Origin of the sequence: Paractinoplanes globisporus DSM 43857, from assembly GCF_000379645.1 — a bacterium.
GTDB lineage: Bacteria > Actinomycetota > Actinomycetes > Mycobacteriales > Micromonosporaceae > Actinoplanes > Actinoplanes globisporus.
The window spans coordinates 33,098-49,265 of sequence record NZ_KB903310.1 but is presented as its reverse complement, the minus strand read 5'-3'; the positions used below and the strand labels follow the sequence as shown (position 1 = coordinate 49,265).

The following is a 16,168-nucleotide window of genomic DNA, read 5'->3' as shown; positions in this document are numbered from 1 at the left end:
CTCGCGCTTGCGTAAGTGGGTCAGGATGGAACACATGTCTGCAGTGGTGAAGTGGTGGTCGCGGGCGGCCGCGGCGGTGACCGGCGTGATCCTCACCCTGGTGGTGCCGGTGCACGCCTGGGCGGCCGGCAACGGTGTGGCCGACGTCGCGGTCGAGGCGGCCAAATATCGTCGCCGCCGGACCGGGTTCGGATTCTTCGGCATTTTCGGCAGCCTGTGCTGCCTGTTCGTGATCGCGGCGATCGTCCTGACCGTCGTGCTGGTGACCCGCAGCCGCCGCCGGAAGTAGGGAAAGCGACCAATCGCCAGCGGCCCTCGCGAGCGGCGCACTAGCGTCGAAGGATGCGGATACGCACGCTCGCGCTCGGCGCCGGCATAACCGTGCTGCTCTGTGTGCCGCTGGCCATCTCGGTGGCCGCGAGCGCGAACAGCGACGTGCTGATCTCCCGTGGCCGCCCGGCGATCGCCTCCTCGGAGCGCGGCGGCGTGTGGGAGGCGGGCCAGGCCACCGACTCCGACCCGTCGAGCCGCTGGGAGAGCGCCCCCGGGCCGGGCACCCAGTGGGTGCGCATCGACCTCGGCGGCGTGCGTGACATCGACCGGGTGGTCCTCCGCTGGGACAAGACGTACGCGCGGACGTACCGGGTGCAGACCTCGGTGGACGGTGCCAACTGGACCGACGTGTACGCGACCCGGGCCGGCAACGGCGGCGTCGACGACCTGAAGCGCCTCGGCGGCTCCGGCCGCTACGTGCGGGTGCTGGCCACCCAGCGGGCCGCGAGCACCGGCGGCTACGCGCTCTTCGAGATCAAGGCGTACGGTCCCTCCGCCTTGATCAAAGCGGTGGCGGTGCACCCGGCCGGCGGCTCGATCGCGGCCGGGCTCGAGGACCGGCGCAAGAAGGAGACCGCGCTCGAGCTGGTGTCCAGCGCCGAGAACTCGACGCTGTCCTGGCGCCAGGAGTACGGCTACATCGAGGACATCGGCGACGGGCGGGGCTACACGGCCGGGATCGTCGGGTTCTGCTCGGGCACCTCGGACATGCTCGAGGTGGTCGAGGAGTACACCCGTCGTGAGCCCGGCAACGTGCTCGCCGCGTACCTCCCGGCCCTGCGCACGGTCGACGGCTCGGACTCGCACGCGGGCCTTGATCCCGGCTTCCCCGCCGCCTGGAAGGCGGCCTCCCGCGACCCCGTCTTCCAGAAGGTGCAGGAGGACGAGCGGGACAAGATGTACTTCTGGCCTGCCGTGCGCCTGGCCAGGACCGACGGTCTGCGGGCGCTCGGACAGTTCGCCTACTACGACGCCGCCGTCATGCACGGCGTCTCCGGCCTCAAGAGCATCCGGCAGCACGCGCTGACCAGCGCGAAGTCACCGGCCCAGGGCGGCGACGAGCCGGCGTACCTCGACGCCTTCCTCGACGCGCGGGTCAGGGAGATGCGCACCGAGGAGGCACACAGCGACACCACCCGCGTCGACACCGCCCAGCGCCTCTTCCTGCGTCGCAGCAACCTCGACCTGGCCGGCCCGCTGACCTGGAAGGTCTACGGCGACCAGTACCGGATCAGCGGGCCGTGACCGACCGCGGGGTCAGCTGGCCAGGGTGGCGAACATCCCGGGCTCGTATGACCCACCCGGCGTCCGCACGATGACGCCGAGCCGATTGGCCGCATTGATCATGGCGACCAGATAGACGAGCGCGGTGACCTGGTCGTCGTCGTAGTGCTCGCGCACCGCGGCCCAGGTCGCGTCGGACACGCCGGTGTAGGCGTCGGCGAGCCGGGTGCCCTCCTCGGCCAGGGCCAGCGCGGCCCGCTCGGCCACCGTGAACACGCTCGACTCGCGCCAGGCGGCGACCAGGTTCAACCGCACCGCCGTCTCGCCGGCGGCCGCGGCCTCCTTGCTGTGGAAGTCGACGCAGAAGCCGCATCCGTTGATCTGGCTGGCCCGCAGCATCACCAGGTCCTGGACGGCCTTGGGCAGTGCCGACTGCTCGATCGCCAGGCTGACGTTGTAGAACCGCTTACCGATCTTGGCGCCGAGCTCGTTGGCGGCCAGGTTGAAACGGGGTTCCATGATCTCGTCCTCCGTTGTGCGGTGGTGTGACGGACATGGAGATGCCGGTGGCCCTGTTCCCGTGACAGTGACGCGGGACACCGTCACAGGACGGCGCGGACGAGCGTCTGGTGGGTGGCACAGTCGGGAGCAAGGGAAGAGGTGCCGACCGGATGGATGCTGCTACCGAGGCGTTCGTGGCCCACCGCAGGCTGCTTTACACCGTCGCGTACGAGATGCTGGGGTCGGCGGCCGACGCGGAGGACGTCCTGCAGGAGACCTGGCTCCGATGGGTGGGCGTCGATCTGGAGGCGGTGCGCGACCAGCGGGCGTACCTGGTGCGCATCACCACGCGGCAGGCGCTGAGCCGGCTGCGGACGCTGCGTCGCCGCAAGGAGTCGTACGTCGGTCCCTGGTTGCCCGAGCCGCTGCTGACCACGCCCGATGTCGCCGACGACGTCGAGCTGGCCGACAGCGTCTCGATGGCGATGCTTCTGGTGCTGGAGACGCTCACGCCGACCGAGCGCGCGGTCTTCGTCCTTCGCGAGGTGTTCGACCTGGAGTACGACGAGATCGCCGAGGCCGTCGGCAAGACCGCGGCCGCCGTACGCCAGACCGCTCACCGGGCCCGGGCGCATGTCGCGGCCCGCCGGCCGCGCGAGGTCGTCTCGACGGCCGACGCCCGCGGTGCGATCGAGGCGTTCCGGCGGGCGATCGAGACCGGGGACCTGCAACGCCTGCTTGACATCCTCGCCCCCGATGTCGTGCTGCTCACCGACGGCGGCGGCGTGGTGCAGGCCGCCCAGGTGCCCATCGCCGGCGCCGGCGCCGTGGCCGAGGTGCTCAGCCGGCTCGCCACCGCGTCGCTCCGGCCGGCGCACGTCAACGGCCACCCGGCACTGATCACCTGGATCGACGGCCGGATCGACAACGTCATCGCGGCCCGCGTCGAGGACGGCCTGATCACCGGCCTGTACGCGGTCCGCAATCCGGAGAAGCTGTCGTACCTCCGGCGCGAGACCGGCCTCGACCGGGGTGTGGTCAGACCCAGTTGAGGGTGCGCTCGACCGCCTTGTTCCACTGGCCGTACTCCCGCTCGACTTCCTCGTTCGCAAGGAGAGGCTGCCAGGTCGCGTCGCGCTGCCAGTTGGCTCGCAGCGCGTCGGTGTCGGGCCAGAAGCCGACGGCCAGGCCCGCCGCGTAGGCCGCGCCCAGGCACGTCGTCTCGGCCACGGTGGGCCGCACCACCGGCACCCGCAGCACGTCGGCCAGGAACTGCATGAGCAGCCCGTTGCGGGTCATGCCACCGTCGACGCGCAGCTCGGCCAGCGGGGTGTCGCCGTCGGCCAGCATCGCGTCGACCACCTCGCGGGTCTGCCAGCCGGTCGCCTCCAGCGCCGCCCGGGCGATGTGGCCCTTGGTGACGTAGCCGGTGAGGCCGACCAGGGCGCCGCGCGCGTCGGAGCGCCAGTGCGGCGCGAACAGTCCGGAGAACGCCGGCACCAGGTAACAGCCGCCGTTGTCGGGCACGGTCCGAGCCAGTTCCTCCACCTCGGCGGCCGAGCTGATCAGGCCGATGTTGTCGCGCAGCCACTGGATCAGCGAGCCGGTCACCGCGATCGAGCCCTCGAGCGCGTAGACGGCGGGCCGGTCGCCGATCCGGTACCCGACCGTGGTGAGCAGGCCGTGCTGGGAGGTGACCGGGGAGGTGCCGGTGTTCAGCAGCAGAAAGCTGCCGGTGCCGTACGTGCACTTGCCCTCGCCCGGCGCGAAGCAGGTCTGCCCGAACAGCGCCGCCTGCTGGTCGCCGAGCGCCGAGGCGAGCGGCACCCCGGCCAGCGGACCCTCGTTCACCTCGCCGTAGACCTCGGCCGAGGAGCGGATCTCGGGCAGCATCGCGCGCGGAATGTCCACGGCGGCCAGGATCTCGGGGTCCCAGTCCAGGGTCTCGAGGTTCATCAGCAGCGTGCGGCTGGCGTTGGTGACGTCGGTGAGGTGGCGGCCGGTCAGCTTCCAGATCAGCCAGCTGTCCATCGTGCCGAACAGCAACTCGCCGCGCTTCGCGCGCTCATGGAAACCGTTCTCCAGCAGCCAGGCGAGCTTGGATCCGGCGAAGTAGGGCGCGAGCGGCAACCCCGTACGCTGCCGGAAAGCCTTTTCGCCGAAGGCCTGGTCGAAGCGCCGCAGCTGAGCATCGGTGCGCGTGTCCTGCCAGACGATCGCGTTCGCCACCGGCTCGCCGGTCGCCCGGTCCCACACCAGCGTCGTCTCCCGCTGGTTGGTGATGCCGACGGCGGCGATCTCGAGCGAGCCGACCGCCTCGGACACCACCTGCCGCACGGCCTCCCAGATCTCCCGAGCGTCGTGCTCGACCCAGCCGGGGCGGGGGAAGATCTGGCGGTGTTCCCGCTGCGCCACGGAGACGATGCTCCCGGACGCGTCGAAAACGATGCAGCGCGACGAGGTGGTGCCCTGATCGATGGCGGCGACATAGCTCACGAACGAAGACGGTAATCCATCACGCCCGGGTCCCACTTCGACGAGTCGATCGCGCTGCCGGTCTTTACACCTTTGCGAAGAGGTTGGGCAGCTTGGTCGGCTCCCAGCCGGGCAGCGAGGTGTGCGCCTCGAGCACTCGGTAGGTCACACCCTGGAACTTCACAAGATCACCGACCGCGTACGCCGTGAAGGGCGTCCAGGCGGCGACGGTGGGCGCAGGCGGCGGGGGCGAGAGCGAGGATGACGGCGAAGGCGAAGTCGAAGGCGAGGGCGACGTCGATTCCGAGGCCGAGGACGAGGGCGAAGGCGACGCCGACGAGTTCGTGAACACCTGGACGAAGTCGACCACCATCGGCGACGCCGAGCGCCCGTCGGTGGCCAGGTTCAGCACCAGCGTCAGCGGGCCGCCCTGCTCCGCCCGCACGAGCCGCAGACTCGGCCGCCCGTCGACCGACCAGACCACCGTCTCGGGGGACCAGTCGATCGCGTACGTGTGGAAATTGCGCCCGGACGTCGGGTCGATGCCGCCGTCGATGGTCTCCAGCGTGCCCTGCGGAACCCGCCCGTTCTCGTCCAGCACCGCGAACGCCCGCCACACGCCGTTCTCCCGGCGCACCTTGATTCGCGCCTCGGCGTGCCCGTACGCGTCGGTGAAGCTCTGCGTGCTGCGCATCAGCCGGTCGACCTGGAGCTCGCCGTCCTCGACCTGCGCCCCACCGTTGGCGGGGGAACCGTCGTCCCGCAGCAGTGCCCATTTCGAGAGATCGAGGTCGTCGCCGGCGAAGTTGTCCTCGAAGATGCTGTGTCCGAACCGCGCGGCGGCGTCGCTCTGGTGCACCTCCGCCGAGGCCACATCGCCGCGCCCGGGGAGCCAGATCGCCACCGCCAGTCCCGCGGTGGCTACTGCGAGTGCGGCCGCGGCGCGCGGGCGGATCCACCACGACGACGTGCCGGTCCGATGACGTGCCTCGTGCACCACGACCCCCTCCAATAACAGCAGGCACGACTTTTTCGAGGTGTCGCTCGGCAAGCAAGATCGGACGAGCGGATTTAAGAGTCGCTTAAGGAAACTCGACTGGACACCCGGACGGTCGTTCCACCGTTCCCGGTCTCGAGCCGGAACGTGTCGGTCAGTTCCTCGGCGAGCCACAGGCCCCAGCCGCCCGGCTGATCGGTGGCCGGCCGTATCGTCGGCCGCGGTCCGGACAGCCCGGCACCCGAGTCGCTCACCTCGCACACCACGTCGCCGTCCTGCCGCCACAGCGCCACCCGGCCCAGGCCGCCGCCGTGCCGCACCGCGTTCGTCAGCAGCTCGTTGACCGCCACCACGAAGTCGTCGAGCCGGTCGCCGGCCAGTCCACCCTCGCGCGCGCGGGACGCGACGGCGTGCCGCAGCGCGGTGATCGAGCTGTGGTCGAACGTCTCGGTGAGCAGAACCTCGGTGCCTATGACTTCGACGGTAGGCGACGTCTGATCTTCCCGCAGGGCGGGGCCCGGCGCGTCGGTGAGATGTGGGATGGTCGGCGCATGCCCCAGGAGCGGGACACGCGGTTCCAGGCGCCGCTGTGGCGGGCGATCGCGGTGTACCGGATCGCCGCGCTGACGTACGCCACGATCCTGGTGGTCCGCAACGTCGGGCACTACGCGGAGCCGGTTCTCGCCTGGCCGGTGCTGGCGATCATGGCCGGCTGGACGGTCTTCACCACGTACGCGTACCCGAATCCCGCCCGCCGCCGCGTCCCGCTGCTCGTCGCCGACCTGCTGATCACCGCGGCGGCCCTGGCCGCCAGCGTGCCGATCGTCGGCCGCGCCGCCCTCGAGGACGGCAAGCCCACGCTCGCCGTCGCCTGGCACGTCGCGCCCGTGCTCGCCTGGGCGGTCGCCGGCGGCCGGCGGGCCGGCATCGCGGCCGCGCTCGCCATGGGCGCCACCGACCTCGCCGTCCGCGCGCACTACGACCAGGCGGCGTTCACGGGCTCGGTCCTGATGCTGCTGGCCGCGATCGCGGTCGGCTATCTGGTGCGGCTGGCCGAGGTGTCCCAGGAACGGCTGCAGCGCGCGGTCGAGATCGAGGCGGCGACCCGGGAGCGGGAGCGGCTGGCCCGCGACATCCACGACTCGGTGCTCCAGGTGCTGGCCATGGTCCAGCGCCGCGAGGAGGGCGAGTTGGCCCGGCTGGCCGGGGAGACCGAGGCGGCCCTGCGCCACCTGGTCGCCGCGAACGCGGCCGAGGCCGTCGACGATCGTGCCGAGGTCGACCTGATGGCGTTGCTCGGGCCGTACGCGAAAGCGAGCGTGACCCTCTCCGGCCCGGCGCACGCGGTCCGGCTGCCCGGCGCGACCGCGCGGGAGTTGACGGCGGCCGTCGCGGCCGCCCTCGACAACGTCGATCGGCATTGCCCGCCCGGCACCAAGGCCTTCGTGCTCGTCGAGGACGCGCCGGACGGGGTGGTGGTCACCGTGCGCGACGAGGGTCCCGGCATCGCCCCCGACCGCCTGGCCCAGGCCGAGGCGCAGGGACGGCTCGGCGTCGCCCAGTCGATCCGCGGCCGCGTCGCCGACCTCGGCGGCGGCACGACGATCGTCTCGGCGCCGGGGGAGGGCACCGAGGTGGAGATTAGGCTGGCCACATGATCCGGGTGATGGTGGTCGACGACCACCCGATGTGGCGCGAGGCCGTCGGCCGCGACCTGGCGGCGGCGGGCTACGAGGTGGTCGCCACCACCGGCGAGGGCCGCCAGGCCGTACGCATCGCGGCCGCCGCGCGCCCCGACGTCGTCGTCCTCGACCTGCAGCTGCCTGACGTGTCCGGGGTCGAGGTGATCAACGGCCTGCGCGCCGCCCTGCCCGAGGTGCGCATCCTCATGCTCTCGGCCAGCGGCGAGCAGCAGGACGTGCTCGACGCGGTGAAGGCCGGCGCGGCCGGCTACCTGCTCAAATCGGCCGGCCCGGCCGAGTTCCTGGACGCGGTGAGCCGCACCGCGGCCGGCGACACGGTCTTCACGCCCGGGCTGGCCGGGCTCGTGCTCGGCGAGTTCCGCCGGCTCGCGGTCGAGCCGGCCGGCTCCGACCCGGGCGCACCGAGACTTACCGAGCGTGAGACCGAGGTGCTGCGCCTGGTGGCGAAGGGCCTGTCCTATCGGCAGATCGCCGAGCGGCTCGTGCTGAGCCACCGCACGGTGCAGAACCACGTCCAGAACACGCTCGGCAAGCTTCAGCTGCACAACCGGGTCGAGCTCACCCGGTACGCCATCGAGCAGGGCCTGGACTGAGAGCTCAGTCGTAATCCGGGGCGTTGGTCTCGTGAATGGCCAGCTCCTCGGCGCTCGCGCCGCCACCGGCCGCGCCCGCGTCGTAGGCCACGCTGTCGGTCTCGTCGTCGAAGCCATACCCCTCGTCGGGCGCCACGAGACGGCCCACCGGCTCCGGGTCGTCGTAGTCCAGCTGCCCGTCGTCGTACAGGGAGATCTGCGATTTCGGGTCGGAGGTCGGGCTCGCGCCCCACACGTCGGCGTCGAAGTCGCGCTGCTCGGAGCTGTCGACGGTCTCGTCGATCGGGTCGCGCCGCTGCGGAATCGGGTCCTCGGCGCCGTAGTCGGGGCTCTCCTGCCGGAGGCGGGCGTCGAGGGACTCGCCCTGCCGTGCCTCCTCGGCCGTGTCGCCGAAGCGGTTGGAGCCCCCGGGCCCGGTGCCGGCCAGCGCGGCCGGGTCGGCGCCGTCCGCCCAGCGGGTGCTCTCCACCGAGTCGTAGGCGTTGGAATCGTCGTCCGCGGTGCCCGGCAGCCCGGACGACTCCGGGTCGGAAACCTCAGACGGATAGTCGTTGTCTCGCATGGGTCGCAATCTACTCGCGCGGCTGCGCGAGCAGCGCCCACACGACCTTGCCATCGGCGAGCGCCAGGCTGCCCCACCGCTCGGCGACGGAGTCGATCAGCAGCATTCCCCGCCCTCCGTCGGCCGTGGACGACACCTGTCCGCCGCCATAGGCCGGACCGGTCACCGACTGATCACGTACCGCAATGCTGAGGATGTCACCCCTGGTGGCGATCAACACGATCATCGCCGTCCCCGCGTGCGCCACCACGTTGTTGACCATCTCGGTGACGACGATGCGGGCGCCCTCGGCGAGCGCCGGTCTGCCCCATCGCACGCAGGCCTGGGAGATCGCCTCCCGACACCGCCGCGCGGCGCTCACCTCGGGTTTGAGATCCAGCCGGATCCGATTCCCGCTCCGGGGCGCCCCCAGCTCGGCAAACGCCGCCGCACTGTCCGGCCGAAACACCCATCCCGACCCTCGCCAGGCGTCTTCCCCACGCTCGTCGCACAGCGTCAGACGCGCGCCCGGCCAGTCTCCGGTCGCGCGGGAGACCTGGCGCAGCACCCCCACCGCGGCCGCCGGCTCCCGCAGTTCCACCCCCGCGACGTCCACCACGATCGCCTCGGGCTGCTCCGCGAGCACATCGAGCAGCAGGTCGCGTACGCCGTCCGCGCCGGCCGCGTCGATCACCCCACTCAGCCGGACCAGCGGATACGGCCGTGCGTGGTCCACCAGGTGTCGCACGTCGCTCGACATGATCGCTCCATTGTGCATAACGCGTCCCCTCTTCGCATTTCCACAACCGGGACCGTTATTCGCCACATAACCGCGCAATACCCGCTCTCGACCCCCTCACACCCGCGCCGCTCACTCTGCGTGTTTCGCGGCGTTCATCGTCGTGGCGTTCCGGTCGGCGGTGGCGGCGGGCGAGGATCGACTGGTGAATCTTGACGAGCAGCGGGCGTTCATCCTCTCCGGGCAGATGTACAACGACCTCACGCCGGAGCTCATCGAAGCCCGTCAGCGAGCGGTGCTGCTGACCAGCGAATACAACGACACCTTCGGCCGGCCCCAGGACGAGCGCGAGGCCGTGCTCCGCCGCCTGCTGGGTGCGGTGGGTCGCGGCTGCCACTTCGAGCCGACGTTTCGGTGCGAGTTCGGCTACAACGTCCGCGTCGGCGACAACTTCTACGCCAACTTCGACTGCGTCCTGCTCGACGGCGGCGGCATCACGATCGGGGACCACGTGCTCTTCGGGCCGCGCGTGGGCATCTACACGTCGAACCACGCGGTCGACCCCGGCGAGCGGGCGGCCGGGGCCTGCTACGCGAAGCCGGTCACCATCGGCGATCACGTCTGGCTGGGCGGCGGCGTGACCATCAACCAGGGCATAACCATCGGCGACAACACCATCGTCGGCTCGGGCAGCGTGGTGACCCGCTCCCTGCCCGCCAACGTCATCGCCGCCGGCGTGCCCGCCCGAGTCCAGCGCGAAATAACTCACGCCGACAAGACGGGCTTCCGCCCATAGCGCCAGGCCGTCCCGGAACTCGCGCCCGAAGCTCAGCGCGCCTGGCTCAGCGCCCGGAGGGCCGGCCTGCCCGTCAGCGCGCCGCGGGCATCAGCGCGCCTGGGCTCAGCGTCCGGAGGGCCGGCCTGCCCGTCAGCGCGCCCGCGGGGATCAGCGCGTCCGGAGGTCAGCCGGCCGTCAGTGCGCCCCGGGGATCAGCGCGTCCTGAGGTCAGCGGCCGGTTGTGGCCGCTCGTAGACCGGCCGCCGGATCGGTTCGTCGCGTGGGGGTCGTGGCGTGGTGGTGCTGCGGCTCGGCGTAGCGGGTCAGGCCGATCACCGCCGCCAGCGTGGCCACGAAACCGATCACCGCCAGCCAGGATCGGCCCTCCTGGATCCGGTCTCCTAGCAGCAGCAGGCCGACGATCGCCGCGGGCACTGCCCCGGCCGCGTCCATGGCGGCGACCGCGGCCGTGGTGGAGCCCCGTTGCATGGCCAGGCCCAACAGCAGCTGCCCTACGAGCGAGTGGATCACCAGGAGATAGAGCAGCGGATTGGTGAAGAAGCCGCTGACCGAGTGCTCGTTGGCCAGGGGCCGGGCCGCGATGGCCGCGGCCGAGAAGTCGATGCCCGCGAGGGAGCCCAGCACGACCGAGCCGAGTGCGCCGTGGAGGCGTACCGCGAAAAATCCTGACACCGCGATCACCAGGACCGACACGGCGAGCAGAACCACGACGGCAGTTCCCAGCCGGCGTGAATGCGCCGGCTGCGCCGCCAGCACCAGCGCCGTGATGCCGCCCAGCAGCAACGCCAGCAGCACGACCTCGGCCGCGGGCAGACTCCACTTGAGGATCACCACCCCGAGGATGGCGGTCACTCCCAGCCCGGCCGCGACGCTCGCCTGCACGAGGAACAGCGGCAGGTCTCGCCGGGCGAGAAACGCCAGCACGAAGCCGAGCACCTGACACCCGATGCCGAGCAGGTAGGTGCGCTGCCCGGCGAGCCGCACGAGCAGTCCGGGATCAAAGGTGTGGTGCACGGTCGTGCGCGCCGCAGCCGCCGATTGCAGCAGGTTCGCGACCCCGTACGCCACGATCATGGCGGCGAGGAAGAACCAGCCCGGAGTCACCACCTGACGCACGATAGACCAGGTTTGCCGCTTCGCTCAGCGCTTCGGGCTGGTCAGCGCGGTCAGGATCGTCTCGTGCAGGAGCCCGTTGGTGGCGATGGCGGCCGTCTTGTCACCGGGTGGGCGGCCCGTCTGGTCGGTGATCGTCCCGCCGGCCTCGGTGACGATCGGGATGAGCGCCGCCACGTCCCACAGCGACAGCTCCGGCTCGACCATGATGTCGAGCGCGCCCTCGGCCAACAGCATGTAACCGTAAAAATCCCCATAAGCCCGGCTGCGCCAGGCGCTCAGGCTCAGGTCGACGATCGCCTCGAGCCGCCCGACCGACGCCCACCCGTCGAGGCTCGCGAAGCAGAAGCTGGCGTCCGAGAGCCGCCCCACCCCGGACACGCCGATCCGCGTGGCCGCATGCTGGTGCTTGCCCGCGAAGGCCCCATGCCCGCGGGCGGCCCACCACCGCCGCCCCAACGCCGGCGCCGACACCAGTCCCGCGACGGGAACCTCACCCTCGAGCAGCGCGATCAGCGTTCCCCAGATCGGCACCCCGCGCACAAAGTTCTTGGTCCCGTCGATCGGATCGATCACCCACCGCCGGCTCCCCGGCCCCGCCGCCGCCTCGGTGTGCCCGAACTCTTCCCCCAACACCCCGTCCCGAGGCCGAGCGCGAGCCAACGTGGCCCGAATAGCCTGCTCAACGGCGGTGTCGGCATCAGAGACGGGGGTCAGATCCGGCTTCGACTCCACCCGCAGATCGAGCGCCCGAAACCGCCCCATCGAGATCGAATCCGCCGTGTCGGCAAGTAAATGAGCCAGCGCAAGATCGTCGGCATATCCAGCCATGCGACGCACGCTAGCCGATCGAAGCCCCCGACGACCCGCCCGGCCCACTCCAAGAGACGCCGCCGCCCGCTCGCGCCGGGGTGGGGCGCCGAGCGGATCTCGCCCTCCGACCGCAACCGGCCAAACTTCGCGCAACCGTGCAGCGCCCCGGCCATGGCCGCCCTGCCCAGCCACTCACGACGCCGGGCGGGCCGCGCTCCGCGCAACCGAGCACGGGCCACGGCAACCCAGCGCGACCACCCAGCGCCGTGACGGGCCGCGCCGCGCCGTGACCAGGCGCGACCCGGGCGATGGCCTGCCCGGCCATTTACGGCGCCGGGCGGGCGGCGCCGCGCCGTGACCAGGCGCGACCCGGGCGATGGCCTGCCCGGCCATTTACGGCGCCGGGCGGGCCGCGCCGCGCCGCGACCAGGCGCGACCCGGGCCATGGCCGTCCCAGCTCAGCCCGCGATGGCGGGGGCGGCGGCAGTCGGAGTTGATATGCAGCCGCGGGTGAGGGCGCGCGCCAAGCAGGCAGCAATTGGGCGGCCGTCAGGCGGGGAGTTCGGGTTCGGGGTGGTCTCGGGAGTCCAGCTCGCCGGCCCGGGAGGCCAGCAACCGGCGGTAGGAGGCCAGCCGGCGGGGGTCGGCCTTGCCCGCGGCCACCCAGGCGTCGAGGCGGCACTCGAGGTCGTTGCCGGTGTGGCCGCAGTTGGGCTGGTCTTCCAGGGTGCCCTCGACCAGGTCGGGGAAGCCGTGCAGCAGGCTTTCCGCGCTCACGTGGGCGAGGCCGAAGCTCCGGATGCCGGGCGTGTCGATGATCCAGCCGGGGTCTTTGCGGGAGCGGCCGACCGGCGGCAGGCGGAGGGCGACGGCGCTGGTGGAGGTGTGGCGGCCCTTGCCGATGGCGCTGACCGAGCCGACGGCGCGCAGCGCGTCCGGTACCAGGCGGTTGACCAGCGTGGACTTGCCGACGCCGGAGTGCCCGACCATGACCGAGATCTGGCTGGCCAGGCGTTTTCGCAGGTCGGCCAGGTCGCTGTCGGGCTGGACCAGAACGTATGGCAGATCCAGTTCGGCGTAGTAGTCGAGGACGGCGGACGGACCAGCCAGGTCGGCCTTGGTCAGGCAGAGCAGGGGCTCGATGTCGGCGTCGTACGCGGCGACCAGGCAGCGGTCGATGAAGCCGGTGCGCGGGGGCGGGTCGGCCAGGGCGCTGACGATGACCAGCTGGTCGGCGTTGGCGACCACGACGCGCTCGAGCCGGCCCTCGGGAGTGGTGTCATCGTCGTCCGCGGTGCGGCGCAGCACCGACGTGCGGTCGGCGATGCGGACGATGCGGGCCAGCGCACCCGGTGCGCCCGAAACGTCGCCGACCAGCGCGATCCGGTCGCCGACCACCACCGACTTGCGGCCCAGCTCTCGGGCGCGCATCGCGGTGATGATCGGGCTGTCGACATCACCGTCCTCGCGCACGCAGCCGTACCGGCCCCGGTCCACGGCGATGACCAGCGCGTCGACGGCGTCGTCGTGCTTGGGCCGGGTGCGGGTGCGCGGGCGCGACGACCGGGCCGGCCGGATCCGGACGTCGTCCTCGTCGTACTCCCGTTTGCGTCCTGGCAGATCTAGCTCCTCGCCACGAGTCCCGCCCAGAGTTCGGGGAACTCGGGCAACGTCTTCGACGTACACGCTACGTCGGTGAGGGAGATGCCCGGGACGGCGAGTCCGATAACCGCGGCGGCGTGCGCCATCCGGTGATCCGCGTACGTCTCGAAGGACGCGGCGTGCAGCGGTCGAGGCTCGACGCGCAGACCGTCCCGGAACTCGGTGACCGCCGCACCGACCTTGCCGAGCTCGGTCGCGAGCGCCGCGATGCGGTCGGTCTCGTGCCCGCGGATGTGCTCCACCCCGCGCAGCTCGCTCGGCCCGTCGGCGAGCGCGGCCAGCGCGGCGATCACCGGGGTCAGCTCGCTGAGCTCGGACAGGCTGGCGGTGATGCCGTGCAGCTCGCCGGTGCCGCGCACGGTGAGGCCCGACTCGTCGAGGGTCACGGCCGCGCCGAGCCCGCGCAGCAGCTCGATCACCTGGCCGACCGGCTGCCAGCTCTCGGCTGGCCCGCCAAGACCCGGACTGCGGCCAGAGGGCCACCCGGCCAGCGTGACCGACCCGCCGGTGACCATGGCGGCGGCGAAGAACGGCGCCGCGCCGGAGAGGTCGGGCTCGATCACCCAGGTGCGCCCACGCAGTGCGCCGGGCTCGACCGTCCACACGTCGGGCACGCTCTCGTCGACCACGGCCCCGGCGGCCCGCAGCATGTGGGTGGTCATGCGCAGATGCGGCGCGGAGGGCACCGGCGGACCCTCGTGCCGTAGCACCAGGCCCTTGCCGAAGCGCGGCGCGGACAGCAGCAGCCCGGAGACGAACTGGCTGGACGCCGACGCGTCGATCACCACCTCACCGCCTTCGACCAGCCCGGACCCGCGCACGGTCAGCGGCAGCCCGCCGGTGGGCGAGGAGTCGATCACCACGCCGAGCGAGCGCAGCGCCTCGACGATCGGGCCCATCGGCCGCTTGCGGGCATGTGGGTCGCCGTCGAACTCGACCGTGCCGTCGGCCAGCGCGGCGACCGGGGGCAGGAACCGCATGATCGTGCCGGCGAGACCCACGTCGACCCGGGCCGGCCCCCGCAGCGGGCCCGGCTCGACCTGCCAGCGCTCCTCGCCGGCCGTGTCGACGGCGACGCCGATCGCGCGCAGGCCGGCCGACATCAGCTCGGTATCTCGGGCGCGCAGCGGCCGCTCGATCACGGACGGGCCGTCGGCCAGCGCGGAGAGAATCAGCGCGCGGGCCGTCATCGACTTGGAGCCGGGCAGGCGCACGGTCGCCGTGACCGGGCCGGTTGCGGTGGGTGCGGCCCAGGGGCTGAGTCGAGGTGGGTTGGGTTCAGCAGTCACGGTGGCCATTGTGCCGCCGGGCTACGACATTTCCGCGGAGCATTCCCGCCCCCCGGGATCGTGGCGAGAGGCGTACCTTACAGGCCATGTGCGGGCGGTACGCGACGACGCGGAGCGAGGCCGACCTCAGCGATCTCTTCGAGGCGGTCGACGTCACCGAGGGCCTGGGGCCGAGCTGGAACGTCGCGCCCACCGACCCGGTTCCGGTCGTCCGGGTCTCGGCGAGCCACGGCGCCCGCGTGCTCGACACGGCCCGCTGGGGCCTCGTGCCGCCCTGGGCGACCGACCCGCGCGGCGGGGCAAAGATGATCAATGCGCGATCCGAGACGGTGGCCACCTCCCCGGCCTTCGCACCGTCGTTCGCGCGTCGTCGCTGCCTCGTCCCGGCCGACGGCTGGTTCGAGTGGGTCCGCGCGGGCAAGCAGCGCCAGGCCTTCTACATGACACCGGCGAGCGGTGAGCCGCTCGCCTTCGCCGGCATCTGGTCGCCCTGGGGGCCCGAGGCGCTGCTCACCTGCAGCGTGCTGACGACCGCCGCGCTCGGCGGCCTGGCCCGGGTGCACGACCGCATGCCGCTGATCCTGCCCCGCGAGCGCTGGTCCGGCTGGCTGGCCGGCGGCGGCGACCCGGCCGAGTTGTTACAGCCGATGACCGCCGACGAACTGGCTGCGATCGAGGTCCGCCCGGTGGGCCCCGCGGTCGGCAACGTGCGCAACAACGGACCCCACCTGCTGGAGCCGCCCGTGGAGGCAAAGCTTTTCTGAACGGAACATGATCAACAGGGGCTCTTGTCGGCAAATGTTCGCATTTTCAAGTGCGAACTTTGTTTCGAGATAGATAAGGCCCTTGTTCTGATCTCCTACCGTGCGATACAAACCAGCGCCGGAGTGGTGCCGGTTCGCACGGTGCGGACGGGCCACCACGCGCAACACCGGTCCCACGGGGGAGGTGGGCTGATGACACGGGCTCGTATGCCGCGTCCGCACGAGGTAGCCATCGCACGACGCGACCCACGACTGCTCTCAGCAATCCAGGAACGACGCTCCGACGAGGCCTGGCGCACACGTGGCGCCTGCCGCAGCGTGGACCCGGAAACGTTCTTCCCGGCTCCGAACGAGCCGTCGGAAGGCGCGGTCATGCTCTGCGGAACGTGCCCGGTGCAGGGTCCCTGCCTGGCCTGGGCCTTGCAGGTCGGCGACTGTCACGGGGTCTGGGGCGGCACCACGCCGCGTGAGCGTCGCGCCATGCTCGTCGCCTGGCGCGAGCGGGTCAAACCAGATGGCGATCCCGTCGACGACGGGCCGGACGAAGAGGATCGACGTTTGCTCACGCTGATCCCCTTGTCCCGCTGATTTTCCGGTACGCCGTGAGAAGCGGCCCGTCTCG

Annotated in this window: 18 protein-coding genes; 8 read left to right on the top strand and 10 right to left on the bottom strand. The window is 71.7% G+C overall.

What is annotated here, in order from left to right:
- Positions 1-34 precede the first annotated feature (34 nt).
- Positions 35-289 carry a hypothetical protein gene (locus A3CQ_RS0125240; RefSeq protein WP_026206169.1) on the top strand — a complete coding sequence of 85 codons (255 nt, stop codon included), beginning with the start codon at positions 35-37 and terminating at the stop codon, positions 287-289.
- A gap of 53 nt (positions 290-342) precedes the next feature.
- The gene (locus tag A3CQ_RS63715) at positions 343-1,578 is read left to right on the top strand and encodes a chitosanase (RefSeq protein ID WP_020513737.1); all 1,236 of its coding nucleotides are present in this window, start codon (positions 343-345) and stop codon (positions 1,576-1,578) included.
- 12 nt (positions 1,579-1,590) lie between these two features.
- On the opposite strand, the gene A3CQ_RS0125230 is transcribed toward A3CQ_RS63715, so the two are convergent.
- Complete coding sequence (locus A3CQ_RS0125230; RefSeq protein WP_020513736.1) at positions 1,591-2,076, bottom strand: carboxymuconolactone decarboxylase family protein; 486 nt, start codon at positions 2,074-2,076, stop codon at positions 1,591-1,593.
- A gap of 152 nt (positions 2,077-2,228) precedes the next feature.
- Here A3CQ_RS0125230 and A3CQ_RS0125225 point away from each other — a divergent pair, with 152 nt between their 5' ends.
- Positions 2,229-3,110: an RNA polymerase sigma-70 factor gene (locus tag A3CQ_RS0125225; RefSeq protein WP_051115345.1), complete on the top strand. Its 882-nt coding sequence runs from the start codon at positions 2,229-2,231 to the stop codon at positions 3,108-3,110.
- Here A3CQ_RS0125225 and glpK read toward each other — a convergent pair.
- The 3 genes from glpK to A3CQ_RS61000 form a co-directional block, all read right to left on the bottom strand.
- Positions 3,097-4,554 (bottom strand): glycerol kinase GlpK, encoded by a 1,458-nt coding sequence (gene glpK / locus A3CQ_RS0125220; RefSeq protein ID WP_020513734.1) that lies wholly within the window; start codon positions 4,552-4,554, stop codon positions 3,097-3,099. The genes A3CQ_RS0125225 and glpK overlap by 14 nt on opposite strands.
- Positions 4,555-4,618: 64 nt before the next feature.
- The gene (locus A3CQ_RS53920) at positions 4,619-5,533 is read right to left on the bottom strand and encodes a carbohydrate-binding protein (protein ID WP_040432808.1); all 915 of its coding nucleotides are present in this window, start codon (positions 5,531-5,533) and stop codon (positions 4,619-4,621) included.
- Between the two features lie 71 nt (positions 5,534-5,604).
- Positions 5,605-6,039, bottom strand: coding sequence for an ATP-binding protein (locus A3CQ_RS61000; protein WP_026206192.1), 435 nt, complete (start codon positions 6,037-6,039; stop codon positions 5,605-5,607).
- Positions 6,040-6,081: 42 nt separating this feature from the next.
- Here A3CQ_RS61000 and macS point away from each other — a divergent pair, with 42 nt between their 5' ends.
- Entirely contained in the window at positions 6,082-7,188 is a 1,107-nt protein-coding gene (macS, locus tag A3CQ_RS60995) for a MacS family sensor histidine kinase (RefSeq protein ID WP_026206168.1), read from the top strand.
- Positions 7,185-7,826: a response regulator gene (locus tag A3CQ_RS0125200; RefSeq protein ID WP_020513731.1), complete on the top strand. Its 642-nt coding sequence runs from the start codon at positions 7,185-7,187 to the stop codon at positions 7,824-7,826. The genes macS and A3CQ_RS0125200 overlap by 4 nt, the downstream gene beginning before the upstream one ends.
- 4 nt (positions 7,827-7,830) lie before the next feature.
- Here the strand turns inward: A3CQ_RS0125200 and A3CQ_RS0125195 are convergent, their stop codons facing one another.
- Together A3CQ_RS0125195 and A3CQ_RS0125190 are read right to left on the bottom strand one after the other, a co-directional pair.
- Entirely contained in the window at positions 7,831-8,388 is a 558-nt protein-coding gene (locus A3CQ_RS0125195; protein WP_020513730.1) for a DUF5709 domain-containing protein, read from the bottom strand.
- Positions 8,389-8,398: 10 nt separating this feature from the next.
- On the bottom strand, positions 8,399-9,127 hold the full coding sequence (locus A3CQ_RS0125190) for an anti-anti-sigma factor (RefSeq protein ID WP_245577322.1): 729 nt from the start codon (positions 9,125-9,127) through the stop codon (positions 8,399-8,401).
- A 184-nt stretch (positions 9,128-9,311) separates the two neighbouring features.
- Here A3CQ_RS0125190 and A3CQ_RS0125185 point away from each other — a divergent pair, with 184 nt between their 5' ends.
- Positions 9,312-9,902 carry a sugar O-acetyltransferase gene (locus tag A3CQ_RS0125185; RefSeq protein WP_026206167.1) on the top strand — a complete coding sequence of 197 codons (591 nt, stop codon included), beginning with the start codon at positions 9,312-9,314 and terminating at the stop codon, positions 9,900-9,902.
- Between the two features lie 210 nt (positions 9,903-10,112).
- Here the strand turns inward: A3CQ_RS0125185 and A3CQ_RS53915 are convergent, their stop codons facing one another.
- The 4 genes from A3CQ_RS53915 to aroA form a co-directional block, all read right to left on the bottom strand.
- A complete protein-coding gene (locus tag A3CQ_RS53915; protein WP_211216681.1) occupies positions 10,113-10,979 on the bottom strand; it encodes a hypothetical protein in 867 nt (288 codons plus the stop codon).
- Positions 10,980-11,045: 66 nt separating this feature from the next.
- Positions 11,046-11,849 (bottom strand): histidinol-phosphatase, encoded by an 804-nt coding sequence (hisN, locus tag A3CQ_RS0125175; protein WP_020513726.1) that lies wholly within the window; start codon positions 11,847-11,849, stop codon positions 11,046-11,048.
- A 531-nt stretch (positions 11,850-12,380) separates the two neighbouring features.
- Entirely contained in the window at positions 12,381-13,451 is a 1,071-nt protein-coding gene (rsgA, locus tag A3CQ_RS0125170) for a ribosome small subunit-dependent GTPase A (RefSeq protein ID WP_026206166.1), read from the bottom strand.
- Between the two features lie 2 nt (positions 13,452-13,453).
- Entirely contained in the window at positions 13,454-14,791 is a 1,338-nt protein-coding gene (gene aroA / locus A3CQ_RS0125165) for a 3-phosphoshikimate 1-carboxyvinyltransferase (protein ID WP_026206165.1), read from the bottom strand.
- Positions 14,792-14,868: 77 nt separating this feature from the next.
- On the opposite strand from aroA, the gene A3CQ_RS0125160 reads away from it, so the two are divergent.
- On the top strand, positions 14,869-15,546 hold the full coding sequence (locus A3CQ_RS0125160) for an SOS response-associated peptidase (RefSeq protein WP_020513723.1): 678 nt from the start codon (positions 14,869-14,871) through the stop codon (positions 15,544-15,546).
- A 192-nt stretch (positions 15,547-15,738) separates the two neighbouring features.
- Positions 15,739-16,134 carry a WhiB family transcriptional regulator gene (locus A3CQ_RS0125155; protein WP_026206164.1) on the top strand — a complete coding sequence of 132 codons (396 nt, stop codon included), beginning with the start codon at positions 15,739-15,741 and terminating at the stop codon, positions 16,132-16,134.
- The last annotated feature ends 34 nt before the right edge of the window (positions 16,135-16,168 follow it).